Annotated in this window: 3 protein-coding genes; all 3 read right to left on the bottom strand. The window is 46.1% G+C overall.

What is annotated here, in order from left to right; all coding sequences use genetic code 11:
* Nucleotides 1–9: 9 nt before the first annotated feature.
* On the bottom strand, nt 10–10,140 hold the full coding sequence (locus NSS78_RS02040) for a non-ribosomal peptide synthetase (RefSeq protein ID WP_327840407.1): 10,131 nt from the start codon (nt 10,138–10,140) through the stop codon (nt 10–12).
* 63 nt (nt 10,141–10,203) lie between these two features.
* A complete protein-coding gene (locus NSS78_RS02035; protein ID WP_212046358.1) occupies nt 10,204–14,037 on the bottom strand; it encodes a non-ribosomal peptide synthetase in 3,834 nt (1,277 codons plus the stop codon).
* Nucleotides 14,038–14,081: 44 nt separating this feature from the next.
* Nucleotides 14,082–24,776, bottom strand: a complete 10,695-nt coding sequence (locus tag NSS78_RS02030; RefSeq protein ID WP_327840403.1) for a non-ribosomal peptide synthetase — start codon at nt 24,774–24,776, stop codon at nt 14,082–14,084.
* Between the last annotated feature and the right edge of the window lie 5 nt (nt 24,777–24,781).

Raw genomic sequence — 24,781 nt, 5'->3', positions numbered from 1 at the left:
CTTCTCCTCCTACACCCAATCCAAAATCTGAATCTTGTTTTTTTCAGTCCAAACGCCGACATCCCCTGTCGGATAGAGGTATTCGCCTGTTTGATGTTTGAATGGATGCGGAATTTTATGCGTCTCCATCCAATCGGCAAGCTCTCCGCAAAGTGCCTTGATATCCTTTGCACCGATAAAAATATCTCCAGGAAATCCTACCGGCATGAGCTGATGCTCTTCGCTCAGAACATAGATTTCCGTCTCACACGAAGGATCATGAATAACTGAATAGACCTCTTCTTGATCTGGGTACAGCACGCTGACTTGTGCATTTTTCGCCCAATCGGTGATCATCCGCTCTTTTTCTTTATTTGTCACGATCGTGAAGGAAGAGAGTGGTGTCTCCACTTGTTCTGTCATGGCTTCAAGTGTATGGACCAGCTGCTGCATCAGCGATTGTATTTGTTTTTCTTTATATTGATTGAAGCGGTATGTGACCCGAAGCTCCAGCGTATCTCCCGGGACAGCCACAAGGGTCAGGTCATAGTTGGTTTCTTCATGACTAGCTATGTCTAAGATCCGTACACCATACGGCTCTACAGATTCAATCGGGTAGTTTTCAAACACGACAATGCTGTTAAACAATGATTCTCCATTCGAAATTTGGGTCATCTGCTGAATATCTGGGAGTACGGTATACTCGAATTCTCGCATGTGAAAAACCGTTTCCTGCGTCTGCGTAAGCAGTTCGGCAATGGTCCTGTCTGGTGTGATCGGCAAACGAAGCGGCAAGGTGTTAATAAAGAGCCCTGTCATGCTTTCAACCTCTGGTAAGTCCGCCGGCCGGCCAGATACTGTGACACCGAACATGACATCCTCTGAGCCTGAATGAAGGTGCAAGAGCAGACCCCATGCCGCCTGAATCAGTGTGCTCATCGTGACCTTCTGTGTCCCTGTCATTTTCTCCAGCTTCTGCTGCATTTCAGGCGTCAGTTTGATACTAATTTGATCAATACCTGCTCCTTCATCCGAGGCTTGCTCTCCGTCTCCTGGAAGTGGTGTGGCTTCCTCTACTCCTGACATATAATGTTTCCAGAACTCTTGTGCCTTCTCTTGATCCTGCTTTTGCAGCCACTCAATAAAATCTTTGTATGGACGCACAGCAGGAAGGTTCATCTCTCGTTCATCCACAAGCGAGCGATACATTGAAAAGGATTCCTCAATCAAGCCGAACAGGCTCCAGCCATCAATTAAAATATGATGAAAGCTAAAAACAAACGTGCAAGTTTTCTCGTCACGATGGAACAAAGCGATACGAATGAGCGGTTCAGCCGTATTTTCCAAATCAAAATCCTTTGAACGATCGGATTGTAAATAACGCTCAATAGTTTTCTTCTGATCCATTTCACTCAGGTGGCGCACATCGTGCTGAGTGAGGTGAATGCTTCCTTCTGATTGAATCAATTGGACAGGCTCCTTTAGCCCCTCCCAAGCAAATCTTGTCCGTAAAATCGAATGACGTTCCACAAGCAGATTCCATGCTTTTTCATAGGCTTCGCCGTCCGTTAAGCCTTCGAGTGTCATATGCACCTGACCAAAATACGCCTGTGATGCTTGATCTAACAGTGCATGAAACAGCATCCCTTGCTGCATCGGAGATAATGGATACACATCTACCACATTGTCTGGAAGCTCATCTATTTGCTTTTGCGTCAGCTGGACCATTGGAAAATCAGATGGCGTAAAGCCGCCTTTTGCCTCTACACAATGCGTCAAAATGCCCTCCATTTTTTCTTTAAATCGTTCAGGTAACTGACGCACCTCTTCCTCCTGAAGCAGTTCACGATTGATCATAAAATTCATCTGAAGCTGACCACTGACAACGTATCCGTACACATCGATCAAATGCTGTCTTTCTGCTTTTGGGTCATGTACATGTCCATTTCGTTCATCTGCTATATACAGATTTGCCTCACCATCTATTTGATCTAATTGTCCAAGGTAATTAAAGCTCACCTGCGGCGCTGCCGTTTTAAGTAAACGTGATGCGGTCATGTATTGAAGTAAGCCATAGCCGATCCCCTTTTGCGGCACAGCTCTTAAGGTTTCTTTGACATCTTTAATTTGTCTCTCAACATCGGTTTGAATAAAAGGAATAAAAATAGGATAAGAGCTTGTAAACCAGCCGACTGTCCGTGACAAATCCATCTGTTCAAATAAATCCTCGCGTCCGTGTCCTTCTAACGTAATCAGTAGTGGCTTTCCAACAGCTTGCGCAAGTGCTGACAGGAGTAAATCGTTGACCTCTGTTCGGTACGCTTGTGATGCGTGCCTTAGTAAAATGTCTGTTTGATCCTTCGTCAATTGAATAGTCAGGATCTCTGCATGTTCTTCTATATTGAAAAGCGCAGGTGGTTGAAAAGGAGAACCTTCTTCCTCTTGATTCATGATCTTTTCCCAAAAAGGAACCTGCTCTTGTAATTGATCGGTTTGTGCATATTCATAGAGTGCCTCTGCCCACTGCTGATAGGAAGCGGTTTTCTTTGCAAGCGTGATCTCCTGCCCTGCCGCAACCTGCTTTAACCCATTTAATACATCTTCCTGTATGATGCGCCACGATATTCCATCCATCACAAGATGGTGGGCTGCGATAAAGAGTTCAGACGTACGATCACTTGTCTGAAAAAGAATGGCTTTGATCACTTCTCCCCGCTCTAATGACAATGTTCCTTGACAAGCGCTTGTCTCCAAGCGAATTTGCTCTAGTGCTTCCTCGTGAGAAACATCCGTCAAATCAAAGAAAGTGAAACAAGGGATAATGCCAGGCGCACGAATGGTTTGAATCCATGTACCGTCTGCTGCTTTTGTATAAATGGCTCTCAGCATATCGTGATGATCGACAAGCTTTGAAAGAACTTGTGTTAACTGCTCGGGTTGTATCGATTGCTTGAATTCAATATGCGCTGATAGATTCCAATAATCTTGGTTTGTCATCGATTGTTCAAGGAACCAAGATTGGATTGGAAGCAGACGAACATTTCCTGTAACAGGTGATTGATCATAGGACACAGATACATCTGCTTTTTTCATAGCGCGTGCCAGCTGTGAAATGGTCTGTTTTTCAAATACATCTCTCGGCTGTATGATGTAGCCTTCCTGTGCTAGGCGTGCCACCATTTGTATGACAATAATAGAATCTCCGCCAAGCTCAAAGTAGTTATCATGAACACCGATTGAAGGAGTGCCAAGAAGCTGAGTCCACACCTTTTCCAGCACTCGTTCTTCCTCACTGAGTGCCTGATCTGCTGGTTTGTCTGCTTCTTCCTGTCTCCACACTGGCGGCGGGAGATGCTTTTGATCTACCTTGCCGTTTGGCGTGAGCGGCAGTTCCTCGAGCTCTATGAATAGGCTCGGTACCATATAATCTGGCAGTCTATCTTTTAACTTGCGGCGAAGGTCTTGCTGAGTCGATGCACCTTTTTGGACAAAGTAACCGATCAGGCGCTTATGACCACTCTCGTGCTGATGCGGAATAACCGCACATTCTACGATGTCTTCAACACTCAGCATAGCGGCTTCAATTTCTCCGCATTCGACGCGATGTCCGCGTATTTTCACTTGATGATCCATTCTTCCAAGGCAGTCGATGATGCCATTTGGGAGCCAGCGGCCCATATCACCTGTTTTATATAAACGCTCTCCTTTATGGAAAGGATGCGGGATAAATGATTGCGATGTTTTTTCTTCATCTCCAAGGTAGCCGAGTGCCAGCCCTGTTCCGCCAACGTAGATTTCTCCAATGACACCCTGCGGAACCGGCTGCAGCTGGTCGTCTAATACATAGGCTTGTGAATAAGCAATTGGCTGACCGATAGGAACGGTCGTCTGCCCTTCGTCTAATGAACGAATGTGATGCACACAGGAGAACGTCGTATTCTCAGTTGGTCCATAGCCGTTTAAAAGCCCTTCCGGTAAATACGGCAGTGCCTTGCGGATATGAGCAGCTGAGAGCGCATCACCACCGACCAATAATGCATCGAATCCAGATAAAGCTTCTGGATGTTCCTCTGTCAATCGGTTGAACAGCGGCACCGTCAGAAATCCTGTTGTGATCTTGTATGATGTCAGTGTATCAGCCAGTGTATCCATTGATAAAATCGTATTTCGATCGGTCAGGATCAGTCTTCCCCCGTTTAGCAGGGCTCCCCATATTTCATACGTAAAGGCATCAAAGGAGAAGCTGGCAATTTGTAAAATACGTGTATGTTCATCAAGGGTGACATAATCTGTTTCACAGACAAGCCGGATGACTGCTTGATGCGGGATCAATACCCCTTTTGGCTGTCCAGTTGATCCTGAGGTGTAATTGATATAAGCGAGTCCATCAGGTTTTAAGGCAGCAGGTATGAGTTCTGCTTCTGATAAAAATTCTTCATATCCTTCATCAAGACAAATGAGTTCGGTTTGACTGATGGACACCTTTTTCAGCCATTTATTTTTTGTCAGTAACAGCTGAATACCTGTATCCCTCAGCATATAATCAATGCGGGCATCTGGATATTCAGGATCAATTGGCACATAGGCGCCTCCTGCTTTCACAATCGCCAGCACCCCAAGAATCATTTCAGGCGACCTGTCGATAAGCAGCCCTACTGGTTCATGCGGCGTCACACCTCGCTGCTGCAGAGAAGCCGCAAGCCGGTCGACTTTCTCTTGTAACACACGATACGTCCACTGCTCTTCCCCGAATTCGAGAGCGATGGCATCGGGTGACTTTCTCACCTGCGCTTCAAACCGTTCAGTGATGAGAAGCGGGCCTGCAGGCTGATCTGTTTTGCCGCTCCATTCATAGAGCAGCTGATGCTTCTCTTTTTCTGGCAGGTAATTCATTTGTCTAATCGGCTGTGCTGGATTTTCACAAATACGCTCAAGCAGCTGCTCGTAGTACCGAAGGAACCGGTCCATCGTATCTTCAGAAAATAAGTCCACATCATACTCCAGTTTTAGTTGAAGACCCTCCGCTCCTTCAAAAACAAACAGGGATAGATCGAATTTGGCGGTATCGTTATCTTCAATGGCTAAAACAGATGTCGCCTCCCCCATCGGAGAAGCCTCAAGAGGCAGATTTTGCAAAACGAACATGACCTGAAACAGCGGCTGTTTGCCAGCCTCACGTACAATATTCAGCTCATCTACGACCATCTCAAACGGCACATCCTGATGCGCATAAGCGCCCATTGTTGTTTCTTTCACCCGTTCTAATAGGTCAGTGAAAGCAGGATTCCCGCTATGATCGATCCGAAGTGCCAGCGTATTGACGAAAAATCCGATGAGCTGCTCCATCTCCGTCCGATTTCTCCCAGCAATGACTGATCCAATCACAAACTCATCCTGTGAAGACAAACGGTGCAGCAAGGTAGAAAAGGCGGTCAGTAGCGTCATATAAAGGGTGCTGTCTGTTTTTTTAGAAAGAGCTGCCAGCTGCTCAGACAGCGACTTCGACAGGTGGTATTTTTTCGTTTTTCCCTTGTAGGATTGAACGGCTGGCCGCGGATAGTCATACGGCAAAACCAAATCTTCTACAGGGACCGCAAATTGCTCCTTCCAATAGGAAACCTGCTTTTGCAGCGTCTCTCCAGTCAAATACTCCTTCTGCCATAGGGCGTAATCCGCATATTGTATTGGCAGCGGCGAAAGATCAGGCTCTCTCTTGTCAATCATCGCTGTATACCATTCAGACAGCTCTCTTGCGGCAATCCCAACCGACCAGCCATCTGACACAATGTGGTGAATGGACATCAGCAGCAAATGATCTGTTTCCGACAGGCGAATCATTTTTACCCGAAAGAGCGGATCATCCTCTAAGCGGAAAGCTGTGCTTGCCTCTCTTTTTGCCCACTCAGCCACTTTTTGTTCTTTTTCTTCCTGTGACGTCAGATCTGATAGATCCACCACTTCAAGCTCTGGAAGGGTCATATGCTCATGGATGATCTGCACCGGTTCATCGCCGCTCATGGTAAAGGAAGTTCTAAGCGCCTCATGCCTTTGCACCATTTGCTGGAGACTGCGCTGAAGTACCTTCACATCTAAAGATCCAGTCACCCGAAAGGAAATTGTATTATTGTAAAATGGCAGATCAGGCTGTAATTGATAGAGAAACCACTGTCTTTGCTGGGCATAGGACATCGGAATCTTCTGACCCTTTGCCATTTTCCGCACCTGTACCGCTTCATCCACTTTTGCATGCGAATCGATCCATGCCGCTAATTCCCCAAGTCTCGTATGCTCAAAAAGAACAGCGAGAGGCACATCAAACCCCATTTTTTGTCTCACCGCAGACAGCATTTGCGTCGCCTTGAGTGAATGACCCCCGAGTAGAAAGAAATGATCACCACAGCTGATATTTGAGACATCAAGCAGTTCGGACCAAATGCTTGCCAAAAGTTTCTCCGTCTCCGTTTGAGGCGCTCTGTCCTCGGCTTCCTGGCCACTTTCCTCAATGAGTGCTTTAAAATACGGTTCATCCGGCATGCCATCCTCTGATTCTTTCCAATATTCCTCAGGAAATAGATGGACGGAATATTCACCAGATAGATGAGACTGCAAAGACGTATAAATGGACTGATACAGCCGTTCTTCAATGGCTTTTGTTTTGTCGGTTTTGAAAAAGACATACACGGCTTTCTCTGTTCGGCTCTTCGCATGGAGCATCTCTTGAATGTCCTGCTTCGACCGATCTAATCCCATATAAATGAGAGGTGCATCTGTCATCAAACATGCCAGCATCGTCTGCAAGCCCGCCCGCTTCGGAATCGGAAGATAGCCTCTTTCTTTTAACATGCCTTTGATCATCGAACCCTCGCTCATGCCGATCTCATCCCACATGCTAAAGCTAAAGCAGTAAGGCTTCACGGTAGATGTCAGCCTCTGATAATGAGCAAATTGTTCAACGAACTCATTGGCAGCGCAATAAGCGCCTACGGTCATCCCGCCCTTTAACGTTCGAGCTGATGAGCTAGAAAGAAATAAGACATTCTGACGTTTAGAAGCCGCTTCATGAAGCGCAATCGTGCCATATACCTTTGCTTCGTACATCGCATGTAAGGACGCAGACGACATGTCCGCAAGCAGCTCTTCTTGAATGATGCCAGCGAAATGAATCACACCATGCAGCCTTTTTCCATGAGCCACCTCTTGTCTCGAGATAAGGGCTTCAAGGGCTTTTGCATCCGTCAAGTCCACTTCTTCATAATGAACAGTGCCGCCGCGTTTTTCCGCTTGTTTCTCAAGTGAGGTCAATACGTCTTGCTGCTCCGCACTTAAAGCCTCTCGTGCCTTTCTTCCAAGCAGCACAAGATGCGCGTGATAGGATGTTAGAAGATGTTCACTTAGCATCCGTCCTATTCCGCCAAGCCCGCCTGTCATCACGTAAAGCCCCGATGATTCAAATGGCGGTTTTTTCCTCTTTTGTTCCCTTTCCAGATGAAGCGGCGCTATAAGAGGAATATAACGAACACCTTCGCGATAAGCAGCGACATGCTGACTTGTGCCATGGATGAGCTCTGTCATGATCGCCGATACATGAGAATGACCAACCGATTCTGTGAGAGAAAAATCAAGACATCGCACCTTGATAAACGGCCATTCATGCTGAACAGCTGTCATCAATCCCACTGTTGTTGCTTTTTCCACATGATGTACTTTGTCTTCTGGCAAATTCATCGCATGAGCGGAGACAAAGGTCATCTCTACAGGTTCCTCATAGGCGGCGATCGCTTTTGTTACATACAATGCACTCATGCTGCCAGCTTTCTGCGCTTCCTTCGCCATTGCCGCTTGAAGTGTGTCTTTCTTGTTTGTGTAGTTCCAAAGGTGAATGATTTGTTTCACCGAAACGCCATACGAACGGAGCGTCTCAAAGAGTTGTTCGTAGTCTGACGGCCGATTCGGGTGGATGATGAAGTGAGTGGGTGTGAGTTGTGTGAATGCTTGACCCGGTTCAACCGTGATATAGGTTTGTTCATGGTTTGAGAGGAATTTCAATTGATCTGCCAGCCCTAACTCATCTGCAAAGATCACCATGTCCCCTTCTGTTTGCTTTTCCGTTTCATGAAGCGGAGCGGGTGTCCACTTCTTTTGATAACTCCAATCAGGCAAGGTATGTTCATTTTCAAGTCTGATGTCCAGTTCCTTGATGATTTCGTCAAATTCACCTTCCTGCCACCTTGTCTTGAGCTGTGCCCTTTCTATTTTTCCAGAGCTTGTTTTCGGAAAGGCATGCTTCTGGACAGGAATAATCCTTGATGCATAAAGACCCATTTTTGTCGCAATATGGGTTTTAATGTGCTGGCTAGCCCTCATGATATAAGCAGGCTCATACAGCTTCGGTGTAAAAAAGAGAATCAGTTCATCGGATGCAGATGCCTCCATCCGCACGGAGCAAGCTGCCACAAAGCTTGTTTCTACGCCGGGTACTTCCTCTGCCATGGCTTCAATTTCATAGTTGTGATAATTTTTCCCGTTGATGATGATCATGTCTTTTTCTCTACCGGTTAATGTCAGTCTTCCTTCATGCAGAAAACCTAAATCACCCGTGTGGAACCAGCCCTCTGTTTGAAAAACCTCTTGATTCGCTTCGTCATTCTTGTAATAGCCCTTCATTGTCGTCGGCCCTTTGATTTGCACGCTGCCAATATGATCTTCGGGAAGAAGCTCATGCTCATGGTTAACGATACGAATCGTGATACCCGGAATCGGTTTCCCGAGCTCTGTAAAGCTGACGGTTCCAGTTTCGCGTGCCTCTGCTGGTCTTAGCTGCTCTGTCAGCGATGTTTCCTCAAAGGTCAGTACCCCGCTGTTTTCATCTCCCCGCTCAATCGCAAAAGAGAAGACCACGGCTGATGAGATTTCTGACATGCCGAAAGCTGGTCTGATGACGTCTCCTTTTAAGCCGTGCGGAGCGAGCAGGTGTAAAAACCGGTGAATCGTCTTCGGTACGACCGCTTCTGCCCCATTGATCATACAAGTCATAGCAGAAAGATCCCACGATCCCGAAGAGATTTCTTTCTCATAATCATTGATCATCGCAAATGCGAAGTTAGGTGCCCATGTCTTCGTTGCACGATAACGGTCCATCCAGTCAAGCCAGCGCAGCGGCTGAGCGATGAAGTCATCTGTTCTTGCTCGAATTTGCTCACAGCCTGTGTACACATTGACAAGATGGAACATGACAATGCCGCCAATATGATCTAATGGCATCCAGTCTAACGAGACATCCTCTTGTGTAAACCCATTGGCTGCCACTGTTCCTTTGACATTCGCCAGCACACTTCTATGAGAATGCTCTACGCATTTGGGCATCCCCGTACTTCCAGACGTTAAGATAAAAAAGACGGAATCATCGGGCGTGACTGGGTGTGCTTCTAGATCTCTTTCTAAAGTAAGCATTGGTTCAACGGATGCCACACGTAATTGATCTGTATGCCACAGTAAAGCCAAGCCTTGCACCTCATCAATCAGCGAGTCATCCGTGAGAATGAGCGGATGCTCCAGCAGGTCCCAAGCGTGATGAAGCTTCTTCACTGAGGCATTCATTTCCCGATAGGTCGGGGCTGCCGACACAAGTGTTGGGACAAATCCGCCTAACACACATGCCCAAAAAGCCGTGACCATCGCATGATTCGATGAAAATTGAAAGAACACAGGATCTCCTGGCTCAAGCCCTAGTGCCCTTAAACCCGTCAACACCCGCTCGGCATCCTCCTTTAACTGCGCGTAGGATTGCGTGAGCTCGTTTTCACTGTTGATGATATAAGTCAGCCCATTTGTTGTTTTGGCTGCCTCAGTTAGAGCGTCCTGCAAGGTTTGTGCTCCTGCACGAACATCTATATCCCCTCCATAGGAAATGGCTGGGGGCATGTCCGCTAAAGCAGGTGAAGCCATTTGCGTTTGTATCCATTCAGCTGCGGCCTCCTGCTCCATGTGTTGGTCTAGAAATAAATGAGAGAGGTGATATGGCCGTGGTCGAATGGTTTTTTCACGAGAAAAAACAGCGAAGCGTTCGATTTCGTTGGTTTGTAAAATGGTTTTCTGTACATCTTGTAAAATCGTATCCATTGATTCATGTACATTCGATTGGTTAATGGTTGATGGTTTCATATGAGTTCCTTCCCTTTTTTGTCAGGCAGGGCTGCCAGTGTGCACCCCTGCCTCATCTAAAGTTTACAAGACTGTTTCTCTATTTTTATGATGGACTATTTCTTTAATTAGCTGTGCATTTCGGGCGGCACATTCTTTGTTTTTGAACATGTCGGCGTGCTGACCATAGCCTTGAAATTGTCGATAAGCGCCGGTCGTTGCAGTTTCCCAATGTTCCATCCATTCTGGTATCGCAATGTGCTCTTCGGATTGGATAAAGTCAATGTTTGCTTGTATCTCTCCTTGGTTCACCCCCTTAACAAAAGTTTCATAGTAAGCCCTCGTTTTTTGAGCAAGCGCGTCTTGAATGAGCTCCGCTTGGGCAAGTTCACTTTGCTTCGACTGATGGACGATCGCTGCAATATCGTCATCAATGGATCGTCCTTCTAAATCACTTTCTCCTATTTTCTTATAGGAATCGATCATGATGACTTTTTCGACGGTCCGCCCTGCTTGTTCGAGCGATTGAACAAGCTCAAAGGCTAGGTAACACCCGCCAGAGTAACCCATCAAAGTCAGCGGTCCTTCAGGCTGAAGGTGCTGGATATGTTGAACGTATTGCGTGATTCGGTGATCAGCTTCAATAAAGTCAAAGGCGATCAAACGAACACCATCGAGCGTTTTTGCGGCTTCCTGATAGATAAAGCCATAGCCTGGTAATGGCGGTAGAGCAAAGACTGTTGGCGTTTGAGATTCATTGAATACAAGATAGCCGGCGGCTTCCTGATCCTGCTGTTGAATATAACGGCTGATTGCTTCAATGGTAGGCGCCTCAAACAGCAAATGAATAGGCATCTGAACATCGAATTCCTTTGACATCTTGGATAAAAGCGACATCGCTTTTAATGAATGCCCGCCAAGCTCAAAGAAATGGTCATCTGTGCTGATATCTTCTCGTTCAAGCACTTCCCGCCACATCACAAGTAGCTTTTGTTCTACCTCATTTACCGGAAGCTTCACATGACGGTTTCCTTGAGGCAACGCTGGCTTTGGCAGCTGACGTTTATCAACCTTTCCATTTGGCGTAAGTGGTATTTTCTCAAGTCTGATCAGGTCATGAGGCTGCATGTAAGCCGGAAGTTTTTCCTTCAACCCTGATTTGATCACATCCAGTTTATCCTTCCACTCCTCCTCACACGTCATATAGGCGAGCAGCCTTGTATGCTGCGTGTTATGCTGATCAGCTATAAGAGCCGCTTGTTTTACACCTGGATGCATGAGAAGGTGGGCTTCAATTTCTGTCAGCTCAATTCGGTGACCGCGAATTTTCACCTGCTCATCCACTCTGCCTGCATACTCAATCAAACCGTCCGTTCGAAAATAAGCCAAGTCTCCTGTACGATACAGCCTTTCTCCCGCAGCAAATGGATGCGCGATAAAGGCTTGTTTTGTCAGATCAGGACGATTCAAATACCCCTTCGCAAGCCCTTTACCACTCAGACAAAGCTCTCCGACCATACCAATCGGCTGAAGCTGCCTGTGCTGACTCAATATATAAGCACCCGTCTGGTTGAGCGGCTTTCCGATTGGAATCGAACGCGATTCCATCGGCAGAGCCTTATCGACTGGATAATAAGTGGCGAATACTGTTGATTCGGTTGGGCCGTAGACATTGATGAGTCTGCCTTTCCCCATGACAGCAAAGGCTTTCCTCACATGCTGTACCGATGCTCGCTCTCCTCCGAATAGCACCTTGCGCACACTACGCATCCAGTCGGTTTCTTCATCAACAAGGAGATTAAATAATGCCGTTGGAACAAACATGACAGAAATGTTTTCCCTTTTAATCAATCCCGTCAGCTCGCCCATGTTTAAAATGGTCTCTTTGTTCGGCAAGACAAGCTTCGCTCCGTTTAAAAGTGCGCCATACACATCAAATGTAAAGCCATCAAATACGCTGTTGGATAATGACAGCAGTGTATCTGTTTCTGAAATGGTTAAGTAGTTTGTATTTTTGACCACCCGGGCAATATTGGAATGGGTCGTCATGATGCCTTTTGGCTGACCTGTTGTACCAGACGTATACATGATGTAAGCCGTATCGTGTAAGCCTGCTTCAAGCGGCAGATTCTCTGAGCTCATCAGTGAAATTTCTTGATCATCTGCAAACAGATACTTTCCATCAAACGCAAGTCCCTTCACTTGACCGATAAAGGATGAGTGAGTCAGTAGATGCGTTGCCCCGCTGTCTTTAAGCATGTATTGAATGCGGCTTTCTGGATAATCGGGATCAATTGGCACATAGATTGCACCTGCTTTTAAGACAGCAAGTAGACTGACAATCAGTTCAGGCGTGCGGCCCGCTAAAATGGCGATGACCGTTTGATGCGTGACCCCATTTTTTTGCAAATGTCTTGCCAATCGGTTAGCTTGTTCATTCAGCTCCGCATATGTCATCGTGTGCTCACCTGCTGATAATGCGACCGCATTCGGCTGTTTGCGGACATTATGCTCAAACCATTTCGACAAATATAGCTGGTCATGCTCAAGCTCGGGCGCATTCCATTCCTCAAGAATCAGCTGCTTTTCCTGTTTCGTGACAAGTGTAAGTGTATGAACCGATTGATCAGGATGCTTGATCGCCTCGCTCATCAATAAACTCAGCTGCTCCTTTAACCGTTGAACAAATTGAGGATCAAATGCTTTTTTGTTAAAGGCCAGCTTCAATTGCAATTGTTCTCCTGGTGATGCCAGCAAATTGAGATCATAGTTCGATTTTTCATACACATTCATGTTTTCCACAGTAAATCCTAACCGCGCCTCTTGCTCGTCCTTCTTTGCGGCTGGGACATTTTCAAACACGACAATATGATCAATGAGTGGCTGATGCCCTGTCTTTGCCTGAATATCATAAATCGGAATATATTGATGCGGCTCGGCTGCAAGGGACTGCTGCTGCGTTTCTGACAGAAGAGAATGGAATGTCATGTCATCTGTCAGCTGAATTCTTCTTGGGATGACATTGATGAACAAGCCAACCATTCTGTCAACACCAGCCAAATCTGCCGGACGCCCCGACACAACCGTGCCAAACAGCACATCATTTGAACGCTGATATCTGCTCAGCAGAATTGACCAGACCGATTGCAGCACACTGCTTAACGTTGCATTTTGCTGGAACGCTAACTCTGATAAAGCAGCTGTTTCTCCCTTGCTCATCGACCATTCCAATTCGCCTAATTCATGTTCATTCGTTTGCTTTCTCTGTTCTTTAAAGGTAGATTGTCCATCAAACCCGGCTAATGATTGCTGCCAATATTGAAGTGATGCTTTTTTATCTTGTTTTTCAAGCCATTGAATATATTCTTTGTACGGTTTAACCGGTTCCAGTTTGTAAGGGATGTCATGTAAAAGGGCATGATAAATCGCAAATAACTCCTGCACCACAAGCCCAAAGCACCAGCCATCAAGAAGGATATGATGATAGCTCCATATCCAGCGATAGCTGGCAGGGCCCGTTTGGAAAACTGTTGCCCGCATGAGAGCATCCTTCGAAAGGTCAAATCCTCTCAGGCGATCCTGTTGTTTAAATGTCTCAAGACGTACAAGCTGTTCGTCTTCAGAAAGATTCTGCATGTCCACCACATCAAGCGTAAAAGGACGTTTCTTCAGCACAACTTGGACAGGGCGCTTCACTTTTTCGTGGAGAAATACGGTACGAAAAATATCGTACCGCTCCACGATGACGTTCATGCTTTTCTCAAGTAAGTCATGACGCAGTGTGCCCTTTACGTTCATATCCATTTGCTCTACATAAAAGCCCTTTTCTTGGTGATGGAGGGTATGAAACAGCATGCCTTCTTGCATCGGTGACAGATAATACATGTCTTGAACTTGATCCCTTTTAAATGAACTCATCTATTTCATCCTCCCTTCCCGTTTTTATGACTGATCTCATGTTGTTAGGTCAATTTCTCCTCAAGCATGTCAAATATATCGTCCATTTCATCCATTTCAAGGTCACCAGCAGAGAAATCACTTGGCGTAAATTCTCGTTCGTGCTGCGCTAAACAATGAGTCATGATGGATTGGATTTTTTCTTTTAGCAATGCCATGAACTGCTGTATCGTTTGTTCTTCATATTCATCTGTACAATAGGAACACGACATCATGAATCGATTATGTTGAACAAGACCACTGAGATTCAGCTTATAGACAGCTTCTGAATCAGGGCTTGCTTGTCGTCCCATATCATAGGCGGACGGTCTAAAGAGTTCTGTCGTCACTTCTTGATCAATCTGCCCCAGATAGTTCAAGCTGATTTCAGGTTGTACATGCTGTCCTGACGATTCAGTGGCTGTGAGGTATTTTAAAATCCCGTAGCCGATCCCTTTATTCGGGACACGCCGCAGCATCTCTTTCGTTCCTTTAATAGCCTCAGCTACGGTCTGATCCGGCTTTGCTTTCAGTACGACTGGGTACATACTCGTAAACCATCCAACCGTGCGGGAGACATCCAGCCCTGATAAAATATCCTCTCTTCCATGACCTTCAAGCTGCACATGTACATGGGATTCACCTGTCCACTCCTGAACGGCAAGACCGAGCGCACATAGAAGAATATCGTTCATTTCCGTTGTGTACGGTAGATGAATGTCTGTTAAAAGATGCTCGGTTTCAGACTCTGAAAGCTGCATCTGTACTGCTTTTGTTTGAGCAACTTTTCTTTTCGTTACTTCATGATCAACAGGTAAAGTGGTCATTGGCGTCCTGTCAATCTCATTCCAGTACTCACTTTGGCTTTTTAACGGCTTGGACTGTGCGTATCGTTCGATCGCCTCTGCCCATTCTTTAAAGGAGTGGGTTTTAGGCGGTAGGACGAGCGTTTGTCCTTGGGCTGCCTGTTGATAAAGAGACATAAAGTCCTCTAGTAAAATTCGGCATGAGACACCATCAATCACAAGATGGTGTGTCACGATAAGTAAGTGATCGCCATCTTTTGCACGGAAACAGATCACTTTCATGAGCGGACCTGTTTCGAGGTTCAGCTGACGCTGATACTCGTTGGCATAGGTGGAAATGGCTTTTTTCACGTCGTGCTCTTTAGAGACATCATGAGAAATAACCGCAATCGGTTCAGTGAGCTCCCGCTGATTGTATTGCAGGATGCCGCCATCCTCTTGCCTGTATACCATGCGCAGTGCATCATGATGTGAAAGTAATTTCTGCATCACTTGTTCTGTCATCAAAAGGTCAAATCCATTTGGCGCATGAAGCATCATCGAGAGATTCCAATGATGCTGGTCAGTGAATGTTCGTTCAAAGAACCAGCGTTGAATTGGAATCAACATGACTTCCCCTTCAACCGATGATTGGTCGGCTGTCAGTTGATCAGCTTCTTCGATATATGGGCGCAGCTCGGCAATGGTTGGGTACTGGAATAATAGCTTCATATCAAGCTTCCAGCCCGCTTGTGTGAGCCTGCTTGCCATTTGAATGCCTTTAATCGAATCTCCGCCAAGGAAGAAGAAGTGATCGTGAATGCCGACTTGGCTGACGCCAAGCACGTCTTCCCAAATGCCGCATAGTAGTGTTTCCACTTCGTCTCTTGGCGCTTCGTATGCTGTTTGGTTCGCTTCCATATCAGGTGCTGGCAATGCTTTCAGATCGACCTTGCCATTTGCCGTCATCGGCAGTTGGTCAAGCTTAATGATCCATGAAGGTACCATATAGTCTGGCAACGTTCGTGTTAGACTTTCTTTTAGGTCGGTCGTTTCTTCATCTGTGATGACGTAAGCGGCAAGGGCATCCTGTTCGCTGGCATCTTTGACCGTTGTCACAACTGCTTCTTTGACTTCTGCCAGCGCAAGGAGCTGCGCCTCAATTTCTGACAGCTCAATCCGGAAGCCGCGGATGTTGACCTGATGATCTTTTCTGCCGAGGTAGATCAGCTCGCCATCCTCTGTCCATTTCACTAAATCGCCTGTCAGGTACATGCGCTCACCTGGATAAAATGGATCTGGGACAAATCGTTTGTTGGTTTCCTCTGGAAGATTCCAGTACCCTCTTGCCAGTCCTTTTCCTGCGATCACAAGCTCACCCGGTACGCCTGGCGGCGAGAGATCATATAACGAACCCATAATGTAAAAACGGGTATTGGCAATCGCTGTTCCAATCGGAAGCGTGCCTTGATCTGGATCGATGATCCCGCTTGTCGCCACGACGGTGTTTTCTGTCGGACCGTAGTTATTCACGAGTTGATACGGAACTGGTTTTACCTGTTTCAGCTTGTCTCCGCCTGTTAGTAAGTAACGCAAGGAGTGATTGTCCATCGACATAAACTGCTCGCATAGCTGTGTCGGCAGGAATGCAATGGTGATATTTTCGTCATTGAAATACGCATTGAGCTTGATCATATCGAGACGAATCGCTTCATCAATGATGTGCAGCTCTGCGCCGGCAATCCATGTCGGGAACATTTCCCAAATGGAGGCGTCAAAGCCAAAGCCGGCATATTTAGCGATTCGATCCGCATTTGTCACTTGGAAGGCATCATTGTGCCAGAACGCAAGATTCACAAGGGACTGGTGCTCGACCATGACACCTTTCGGCTGTCCTGTCGTTCCCGATGTGTAAATCATATAGACGAGATCTGTTGGTTTGACATGAACCTGAATTTCTTGCGCTTCGCCTTCTACGGTATCTTCTATCAACAGGACATGACCTGCAAAGGAAGTTGGTGCAGTTAATCCTTTTTGCATGAGAAGAACCTCTGCCCCGCAGTCTTCCAGCATGTAGGCAATACGCTGATCCGGATAATCCGCATCAATTGGAACGAATGTCGCACCTGTCTTGAGGACGCCAAGGACGGCTGCCGTCATGTCAAGGGACGGACGGGTGAGAATGCCGACGCGGTCTCCTCTTTTTATGCCGTTTGAGATAAGCCTTGAAGCGACTGTATTTGCCCGATTGTTCAGTTCCTCATACGTCCAGCTCGTTCCGCGGAAGGTCGCCGCTTTTTGATGAGGTGTCTGGTATGCCTTAGCCTCAATCAGTGCATGAACCGTTTGATCTGACGGTACATGTAGCACAGGGCCTGACCATTCATTGATCAGCTCTTGTTTTTCCTCTTCATTTAAAATCGAAAGCGATGAAATTGGTTCATTTAGCTTCGCCAGCATCTCGTCTATGATTTGTTCATAATATCGACTCCAACGCTGAATGGTCTTCTTTTTAAACAGCGCCGTTGCATATTCAAAGCGTAAGCCCACTTTGTTCTTTTCTTCGAATATACCGAGCGTTACATCAAATTTTGCATGAACTGTCTCTTGCTGTTTTTGCGAAAGCTTGAGTCCATTTAGTTTCGGTAACGTCATATCACGGTCATCCGTTGTCAGCATGACACTAAACAATGGGTTGCGGCTAGTGTCTTTCGGAAGATCTAACTGTGCTACCAATTCCTCAAACGGAAATTCTTGATGTTCATAGGCTGATAGACTTCGATCTTTCATTTTTTCAAGCAATTGTGCTGTGGTTTCCTCGAGCTGCACTTCATGTCGAAGAGCCAGTGTATTCACAAACATGCCTGGAACCCGTTCGATTGAAGCATGTGTACGTCCTGCTGTGACAGCGCCTATGACGATATCTGTCTGCCCAGTTAATTTGGAAAGGAAAATAGCAAATGCCGTTTGCATGACCATGTTCATGCTTACACCTTTTTCAGCCATGAGTGCTTTAATGGTCTGCACCTTCTCAAGAGATAACCATCTATCGACTCGGTCTCCTTCAAATGACTGGACATGAGGGCGCGGAAAATCAAGTGGCAGTGCCAAATCTTCAGGTGGCTCTGCGTATTGCTCCAGCCAATATTGACGCTGTTTCTGGAGCAGCGCTTGCTGCTTTTCTTCCTGCTGCCACACCGCATAATCCTTGTAGTGCAGCTGAACTGGCGGTAACGTCTTTTTCTCATACAGCTCTGCCAATTCTTGAATGAGCAGACTGCGTGTGACACCATCTGCGATGATATGGTGCATATCCATCATGAACACATATTTTTCTTCAGAAAGCTTCGCCACCTTTGCCCTCATTAATGGTGCTTGATGTAATGAGAATGGGATGATGAATGCGTCTATGACAGGTTGCTCATGACCTTTCTCTACTTCAACAACCTCTAACGTAAACGGCACTCGGCGATACACTTTTTGAACGGGTACGCCGTCAATTTCTACAAAGGCTGTCCGCAATGATTCATGTCGTTCGATCAAGGCTTGCAGCGCTTCTTCTAGCTGCTTTACATCTAGACTGCCTTCCATCATCAATACGGCAGGCATATGGTAAGTCACTGCTTCTGGATGCAGCTGCTGCAACACATACATCCGCTTTTGAGCAGAAGAGACAGGATAGAAATCTTGCTTCTCCGCCGGCTGAATGGATGTCATGTCCGAGGAACCCACTTCTTCTAAATAAGCTGCCATCGCGCGTATCGTTGGCTTTTCAAAAAGGGCTTTGAGCGGCACATGCTTGTTCAGCTTGGCTTGCATTTTTGAAATGAGCACCATGCCTTTGAGGGAATGACCTCCCAATTCAAAGAAGTGATCATGCACACCTATTTGTTCAACCGCAAGTACTTCTGACCAAATATCGCAAAGTGTCTGCTCAAGTGCCGTTTTTGGTGCTACATGCACCGCGCGATTCATATGCACCTCGTGCGGAAGCGGCAGAGACTTCGCATCTACCTTTCCGTTTTGCGCGAGCGGGATGTGGTCGACTTTGACAAAGTACGTTGGGATCATATAATCCGGCAGTGTCTCCGCAAGCTTTTCTCTAAACGTCAGTGTTCCAATCGGTTCAGGCGACGTGTAATAAAGTGCAAGCTCTGGTAAACGGGACATATGAAGTACTTTGACATACACCTCTTGAATGGATAATCGTGCACGTGCGGCATGCTCAATTTCCTGCTTCTCAATACGATAGCCGCGGATTTTTACTTGATCATCTATTCTTCCGAGAAACTCTATGTCTCCATTTGCATGCTGTCTGACCAAATCTCCTGTACGATACATCCGTTCTTCAGAAAAATACGGATTTTCTAGAAAACGCTCTGCCGTTAATTCAGGCTGATTCAAATACCCTCTCGATACACCTTCCCCTGATATATAAAGCTCTCCAGGTGCGCCATAAGGAACGAGGCGCTGCTGACGATTGAGTACGAGCGCTCTTGTATGAGCAATTGGCTGCCCGATCACAGAGCGATCCTTGAGTGTGCCTAGCTCTTGCTTTGTGATCAGCTTGGTCACAGTTCCAATGGTTGTCTCTGTCGGGCCGTAGTGGTTCATCACAGCCACACATGGATGCTGCTCCATAAATGTCTCAACGTCCTCAGAGACAATCGGTTCTCCTCCAAGTATGACAAGGCGTAAAGCGTTAAATGCATGATCCTCCGAATCTGCCATCATATGAAATAAGGATGGTGTCATTTTGATATAAGTCAGCTCTTGTTCATCAATTAAACGCATGAGTCGTACCGGGTCTGTATACACATCTTCACGAGGCACATACAGGGTTCCTCCTGCCTTTAAGACAGGGAAAATGCTTGTGTAACCAAGATCGTATGCATAAGAAGAAAGAAGTGCCGTCCGATCGCATTCTTGCAATGTCACCTCATTTGTCAGCCAGTTAACGTAGTGTGATAGATTACGATGCGTGAGCTGAACACCCTTCGGTTTTCCTGTTGTCCCAGATGTGTAAATCACATACGAAAGTTGATTGGCTGATGCTTCCGGTAAATCTAACATGCGGCTTTGAAGTACTGCTTTTTCAACCTGCACGACCTGAATCGACTTGTGATGTTGATAGGACCCTGCAAGAGACTCATTTGTTACGATCACTTGTGCACCTGAATCTTCTAACGTGTAATTGATACGTTCCGCAGGGAAGGCCGGATCAATTGGCACAAATGCACCTCCTGCTTTCATCACACCAAGCATTGAAACGATGACATAGACAGAGCGATCAAGAATCAGCGCTACAGTCTTTTCTTTCTCGACGCCACGTATCTTCAGTTCACTGCCAAGCGCATTTGACATGTCTTCCAGCTCGCCGTAAGTGAGCTTCCGTTGATCATCCATCACCGCAATGGCATCTGGTGTTTCCTTTGCCTGACGTGAAAATTGGACGTGGAAAGGCTCATGATGATTTGTTTGCACTTCGTCTTTTTTCTCCAACCGCTCTATTTGCTCATGCTGTTCAAGAATAGGGAGCAAGCCGATCTGTTCCTCCGGGTGTTGGACCGCTTCATGAATAATCGCCAGAAGATGCGTTCCGAATCTGCGGACCGTCTCTTCTTTAAATAACGCCGCTGCATAGTCAAAGCTCAGCTTTAATGCTCCCTCTCGTTCAAATGCTTCTAGAGACAAATCAAATTTGACTGAGTGATGCTGTATGGCATAAGGCGAAATGTGCAGGTCGCCGAGCTTTAGCGCGGGAACCTCCATGTTCTGCATGTTAAATGACACGCTAAAGAGCGGGCTTCGGGTTGTATCACGATCTAACGGAAGACGTGCAATTAACTCTTCAAGCGGATAGCTTTGATGAGCAAAAGCATCAACACTCGTTTCTTTTATTTCTTCAAGCAGCTGTAAAAATGTTTTCGTTTGCTCTGGTTTTCCGCGCATCGCAACGGTGTTGATAAACATCCCCGGCATGTCCTGTATATCAGGATGTGTCCGTCCTGCAAAAGGGGAACCAACGATGATATCTTCCTGACCGCTATAGGTGGCAAGCAGCACCTGAAAAGCAGATAACAAGAACATGTACATGGTCGTATCTGTTTTCTGAAGCAGGTCATGAATCCGCTGAGTCGTCGCTTGATCACAGCCAAACATGAATCGTTCTCCTGAAAAATCACGTTCCGCTGGACGCGAGAAATCAGTTGGCAGCTCTAATACTGGCAAGTCTCCTTCGAATTGCTTCAGCCAATAGGCTTCATGCTCCTTCTGTTTCTCCGTCTCTTCTTCACTTAACTGCCAGACAGCGTAATCTTTATAATGAATGGCTCTTTCTGCAAGAGCTTCGCCATCATAGGCCTTCGCCAAATCTTGTATGAACGTCTTCATGGAGCTGCCATCTGTAATGAGATGATGTGCTTCCAAGACGAGAAGATGACGGTTTTCACTGACCTTCAACAACTGGGCTCGTAATAAAGGCGCAGCTGTTAAATCAAATGGTGATTGATGTTCAGAAAGAAATGCCTCCGCCTCTTCTTCCTTGATATCATGAACAGGAAGGTCAAATGCCGTCCATTCATTCACTCTTTGAACAATGTCTTCTCCATTCATATGAAAACTCGTTCTTAGAATTTCGTGCGTTTGGATCAACTGATCGAACGCCGATTTGAGCCGCTGATATTCGAGTGTTCCTTCAAGCGTTAAGACGATTGGAATATGATAATTTGTGCTGTCTGGTTCAAGTGTCTGCAAAATGTATAAACGGCGCTGAGCTGGTGATACCGGATATTCGGCCGCTTGCTCTGCTGGTAAAATCGGATGCCCCATTTCTTCTTGACCACCCTGATCGATATATGCCGCTAATGAACGAATCGTCGGCTTCTCAAAAATCACTTGAATCGGCATTTCCTTTTGAAACACCTCTTGAATCTTCGCAGACATCATCATCGCTTTAAGAGAGTGCCCGCCAGCCATGAAGAAATGTTCATCTACTCCTACCGTTTTTCCAAGAAGCTCCTCCCAAATTTGAGCGAGTGCCTTTTCTGTCTCCGTCTCAGGCGGAATGATTTCCTTTTTCTCCTGATACGCTTCGCCCGGCTTTGGTAAAGCTTTTCGATCTACCTTGCCGTTCGATGTGAGCGTAAAAGCCTCCAGTTTCATCACATGGTGCGGCACCATATAAGCTGGCAGCTCTTGATTAAATAAATCTCGCACTTCTTCTTCTGTCATTGTCCCTGTGAAGTAAGCGGTGATTTCCTTTTCATTTGAGGAAAACGAATGGACAAGCACAACCGCATCATCTATGCCCGCTTTTTGCTGAAGCACTGATTCAATTTCACCAAGCTCAATACGGAAGCCTCGAATTTTCACCTGATCATCTGTCCGGCCGAGGAATTCGATTTGGCCATCCGCGCCATACCGAGCCAAATCCCCTGTTCGATACAAACGGCCTGACGGCTTAAAAGGATTTGCCATGAATACTTGATTGGTCAAATCTGGACGATGGAGATACCCTCTTGCGACACCATCCCCGCCAACATACAGCTCTCCTGGCGCTCCAATTGGCTGCAATCGTTGATCATCATCTAAAATATAAGCCGACGAATGGTTAATCGGCTGGCCAATTGGAATTGGACCCGTTTCATCTCCTCTTACTTCGTAAATGGTCGAGATGGTTGTATTTTCTGTTGGACCATAGGCATTCAGCAAAACAAGTGCTGGATGATGCTGTTTCACAAGCTCCGCACTCTTCACATTGATCACGTCACCGCCTGTAATTAATGTGGTTAATCCTTTGAACATTTGTGGCCGCTGCTGAGCGAGCTGATTAAATAATCCAGTCGTTAAAAAGAGCGTCGTGATCTGATGTGTTTGGATAAATTGTTCAAATCGATGAATATCCAATAAAGTATCGCGGTCAACAGGATACAGCGTCGCCCCACCCAGCAGCGTGGTAAAGATTTCAAAGGTAATGGCGTCAAAGCTGACGGCCCCTGTATGAGCCATACGATCCGACTTATTCAAGCCTAATTTCTCCTGAGAGCAAGCCAATCTCACAATATGCTGATGCTCAATTTGAACCCCTTTTGGCTGTCCAGTTGATCCCGATGTATACATGATATACGCCAAGTGAGATGGAGACGTCTGGACTGATACATCCATGTGTGAGTGATGAGGCTGACTCGTCACATGTACAGCCTTGATCTGTTCATCAACTGGCGGCTGACTATCAGCATGAAGCAAAATAGATACGCCACTGTCCTCAAGCATAAATCGGATTCTTTCTTCAGGCTGCGAAGGATCAATCGGCACATAAGCTGCCCCTGCGTGCAGAACTGCTAAAATGGCAATCACCGCATCAGCTGATCGGTTCATATACACTGCAACAGCATCTCCTGGCTGTACGCCTTTCTCAATAAGACTGCCAGCTAAACGACTGATTTCTTGTCCGAGCTCCTCGTACGTGAATGTTTGATCGCCTTCAACTAATGCCAGATGGTCAGGCTGCGCCTTCACACGTTCATTGAGCAGCTCAGGAATAGACAGATGCTTCGGATAATCTCGCTCCGTCTGATTCCACGCTTTGATCTGCTGCTTCTCCTCTTCCGTGATACACGTCACGTCCTGAAGGCGTACTTCAGGGTTTTGGATGATTTGCTTCATGAGATTGGTTAGATGTTTCGATATGTTTTCAATGATCTTTTCTTCAAAAGCTATGGCGTTGTATTTGATTTTCAATGTCCATGTTTCACCTGGATACACAAGGATATTTAGGTCAAAATTCGTTTGTTCAAATCCGTCCTTTACATCAATGGAAAAACCAAGACGTGCAGACATGGTGTCACCAGACAGCTCCTGATCTAAAGGATAGTTCTCAAACCCAACCAAATGATCAAAGAGCTGCCCTCCAGCAGCTGTCTTCTGCTGAATGTCATAAAGCGGCATAAAATCATAGTTTTCCGCTTCCAGTGCATGCTGCTGAACCTTTTGAAACAGCTGTTTAAACGTCTGTTTCTGATCTAATGTCACTCGAACGGGTATCGTATTGATAAACAGCCCTGCCATGCGCTCAATTCCAGATACACTTGGAGGTCTGCCCGATACAACGGTGCCGAATGTGACATCATCAGCTGCATGATAGGTGCCTAAAAGAACAGACCAGACAGCCTGAAACAGGTTCGGGGCTGTCACTTGGCATTGTCTTGCTACATTTTGAATGGCTTGTACCGTTTGAGCATCCCATGTAAACGTCCATTCCTGATGGTCGTATTGTCCGTTCGCTTCTTTTTGCTGCAGCAGCCCTTGATGCTGAACCGCTCCATCTAGACGCTTCTGCCAATAGCTTTCCGCTTCTTGTTTATTTTGCTTTCCAAGCCACTGGATATAATCTGCATAAGGCTTACCCTGTGAGCGATCCGGCGTTCGACCGTTCCGAAAAGATTCATAGTAATGAAACAGTTTTTTCATTAAAACACCCATGGACCAACCATCCATGATGATGTGATGGTTGCTCCAAATTAGATGCCAATTTGTTTCATTTAGTTGAAAAACAGCGACCTTCAATAACAGATCATTTGTTAAATGAAATCCTTGCTTTCTCACTTGTTTTTTATATTGATCCAATACCTTTTGCTGCTCTTGATGATTCAAATGTGATAGATCCTCTCGATACACATCGAGATGACGTTCAGCAAGTACAACCTGACGAGGCTTTTGTAATTGTTGATAAACAAAGGCTGTACGGAGAATGTCATATGTCCGTATGAGCTCATTGAGACTTTTTTCAAAAAGAGCGTGATCAAATTCTCCGCTTATTCCAAGCTCAAGCTGTGTGAAATAAGAGGAGGAATTAGGGTCTAGCATGGCATGATACAGCATGCCATCCTGCATGGGTGTTAAAGGATATACCTTTTGAATCTTCTGCTTGCTCATATGTC

Source organism: Bacillus sp. FSL W8-0920 (assembly GCF_038593215.1).
In the GTDB taxonomy this organism is placed as follows: domain Bacteria; phylum Bacillota; class Bacilli; order Bacillales; family Bacillaceae; genus Bacillus; species Bacillus pumilus.
The sequence above is the reverse complement of the archived record's forward strand: the minus strand, read 5'-3'. Positions and strand labels throughout refer to the sequence as shown.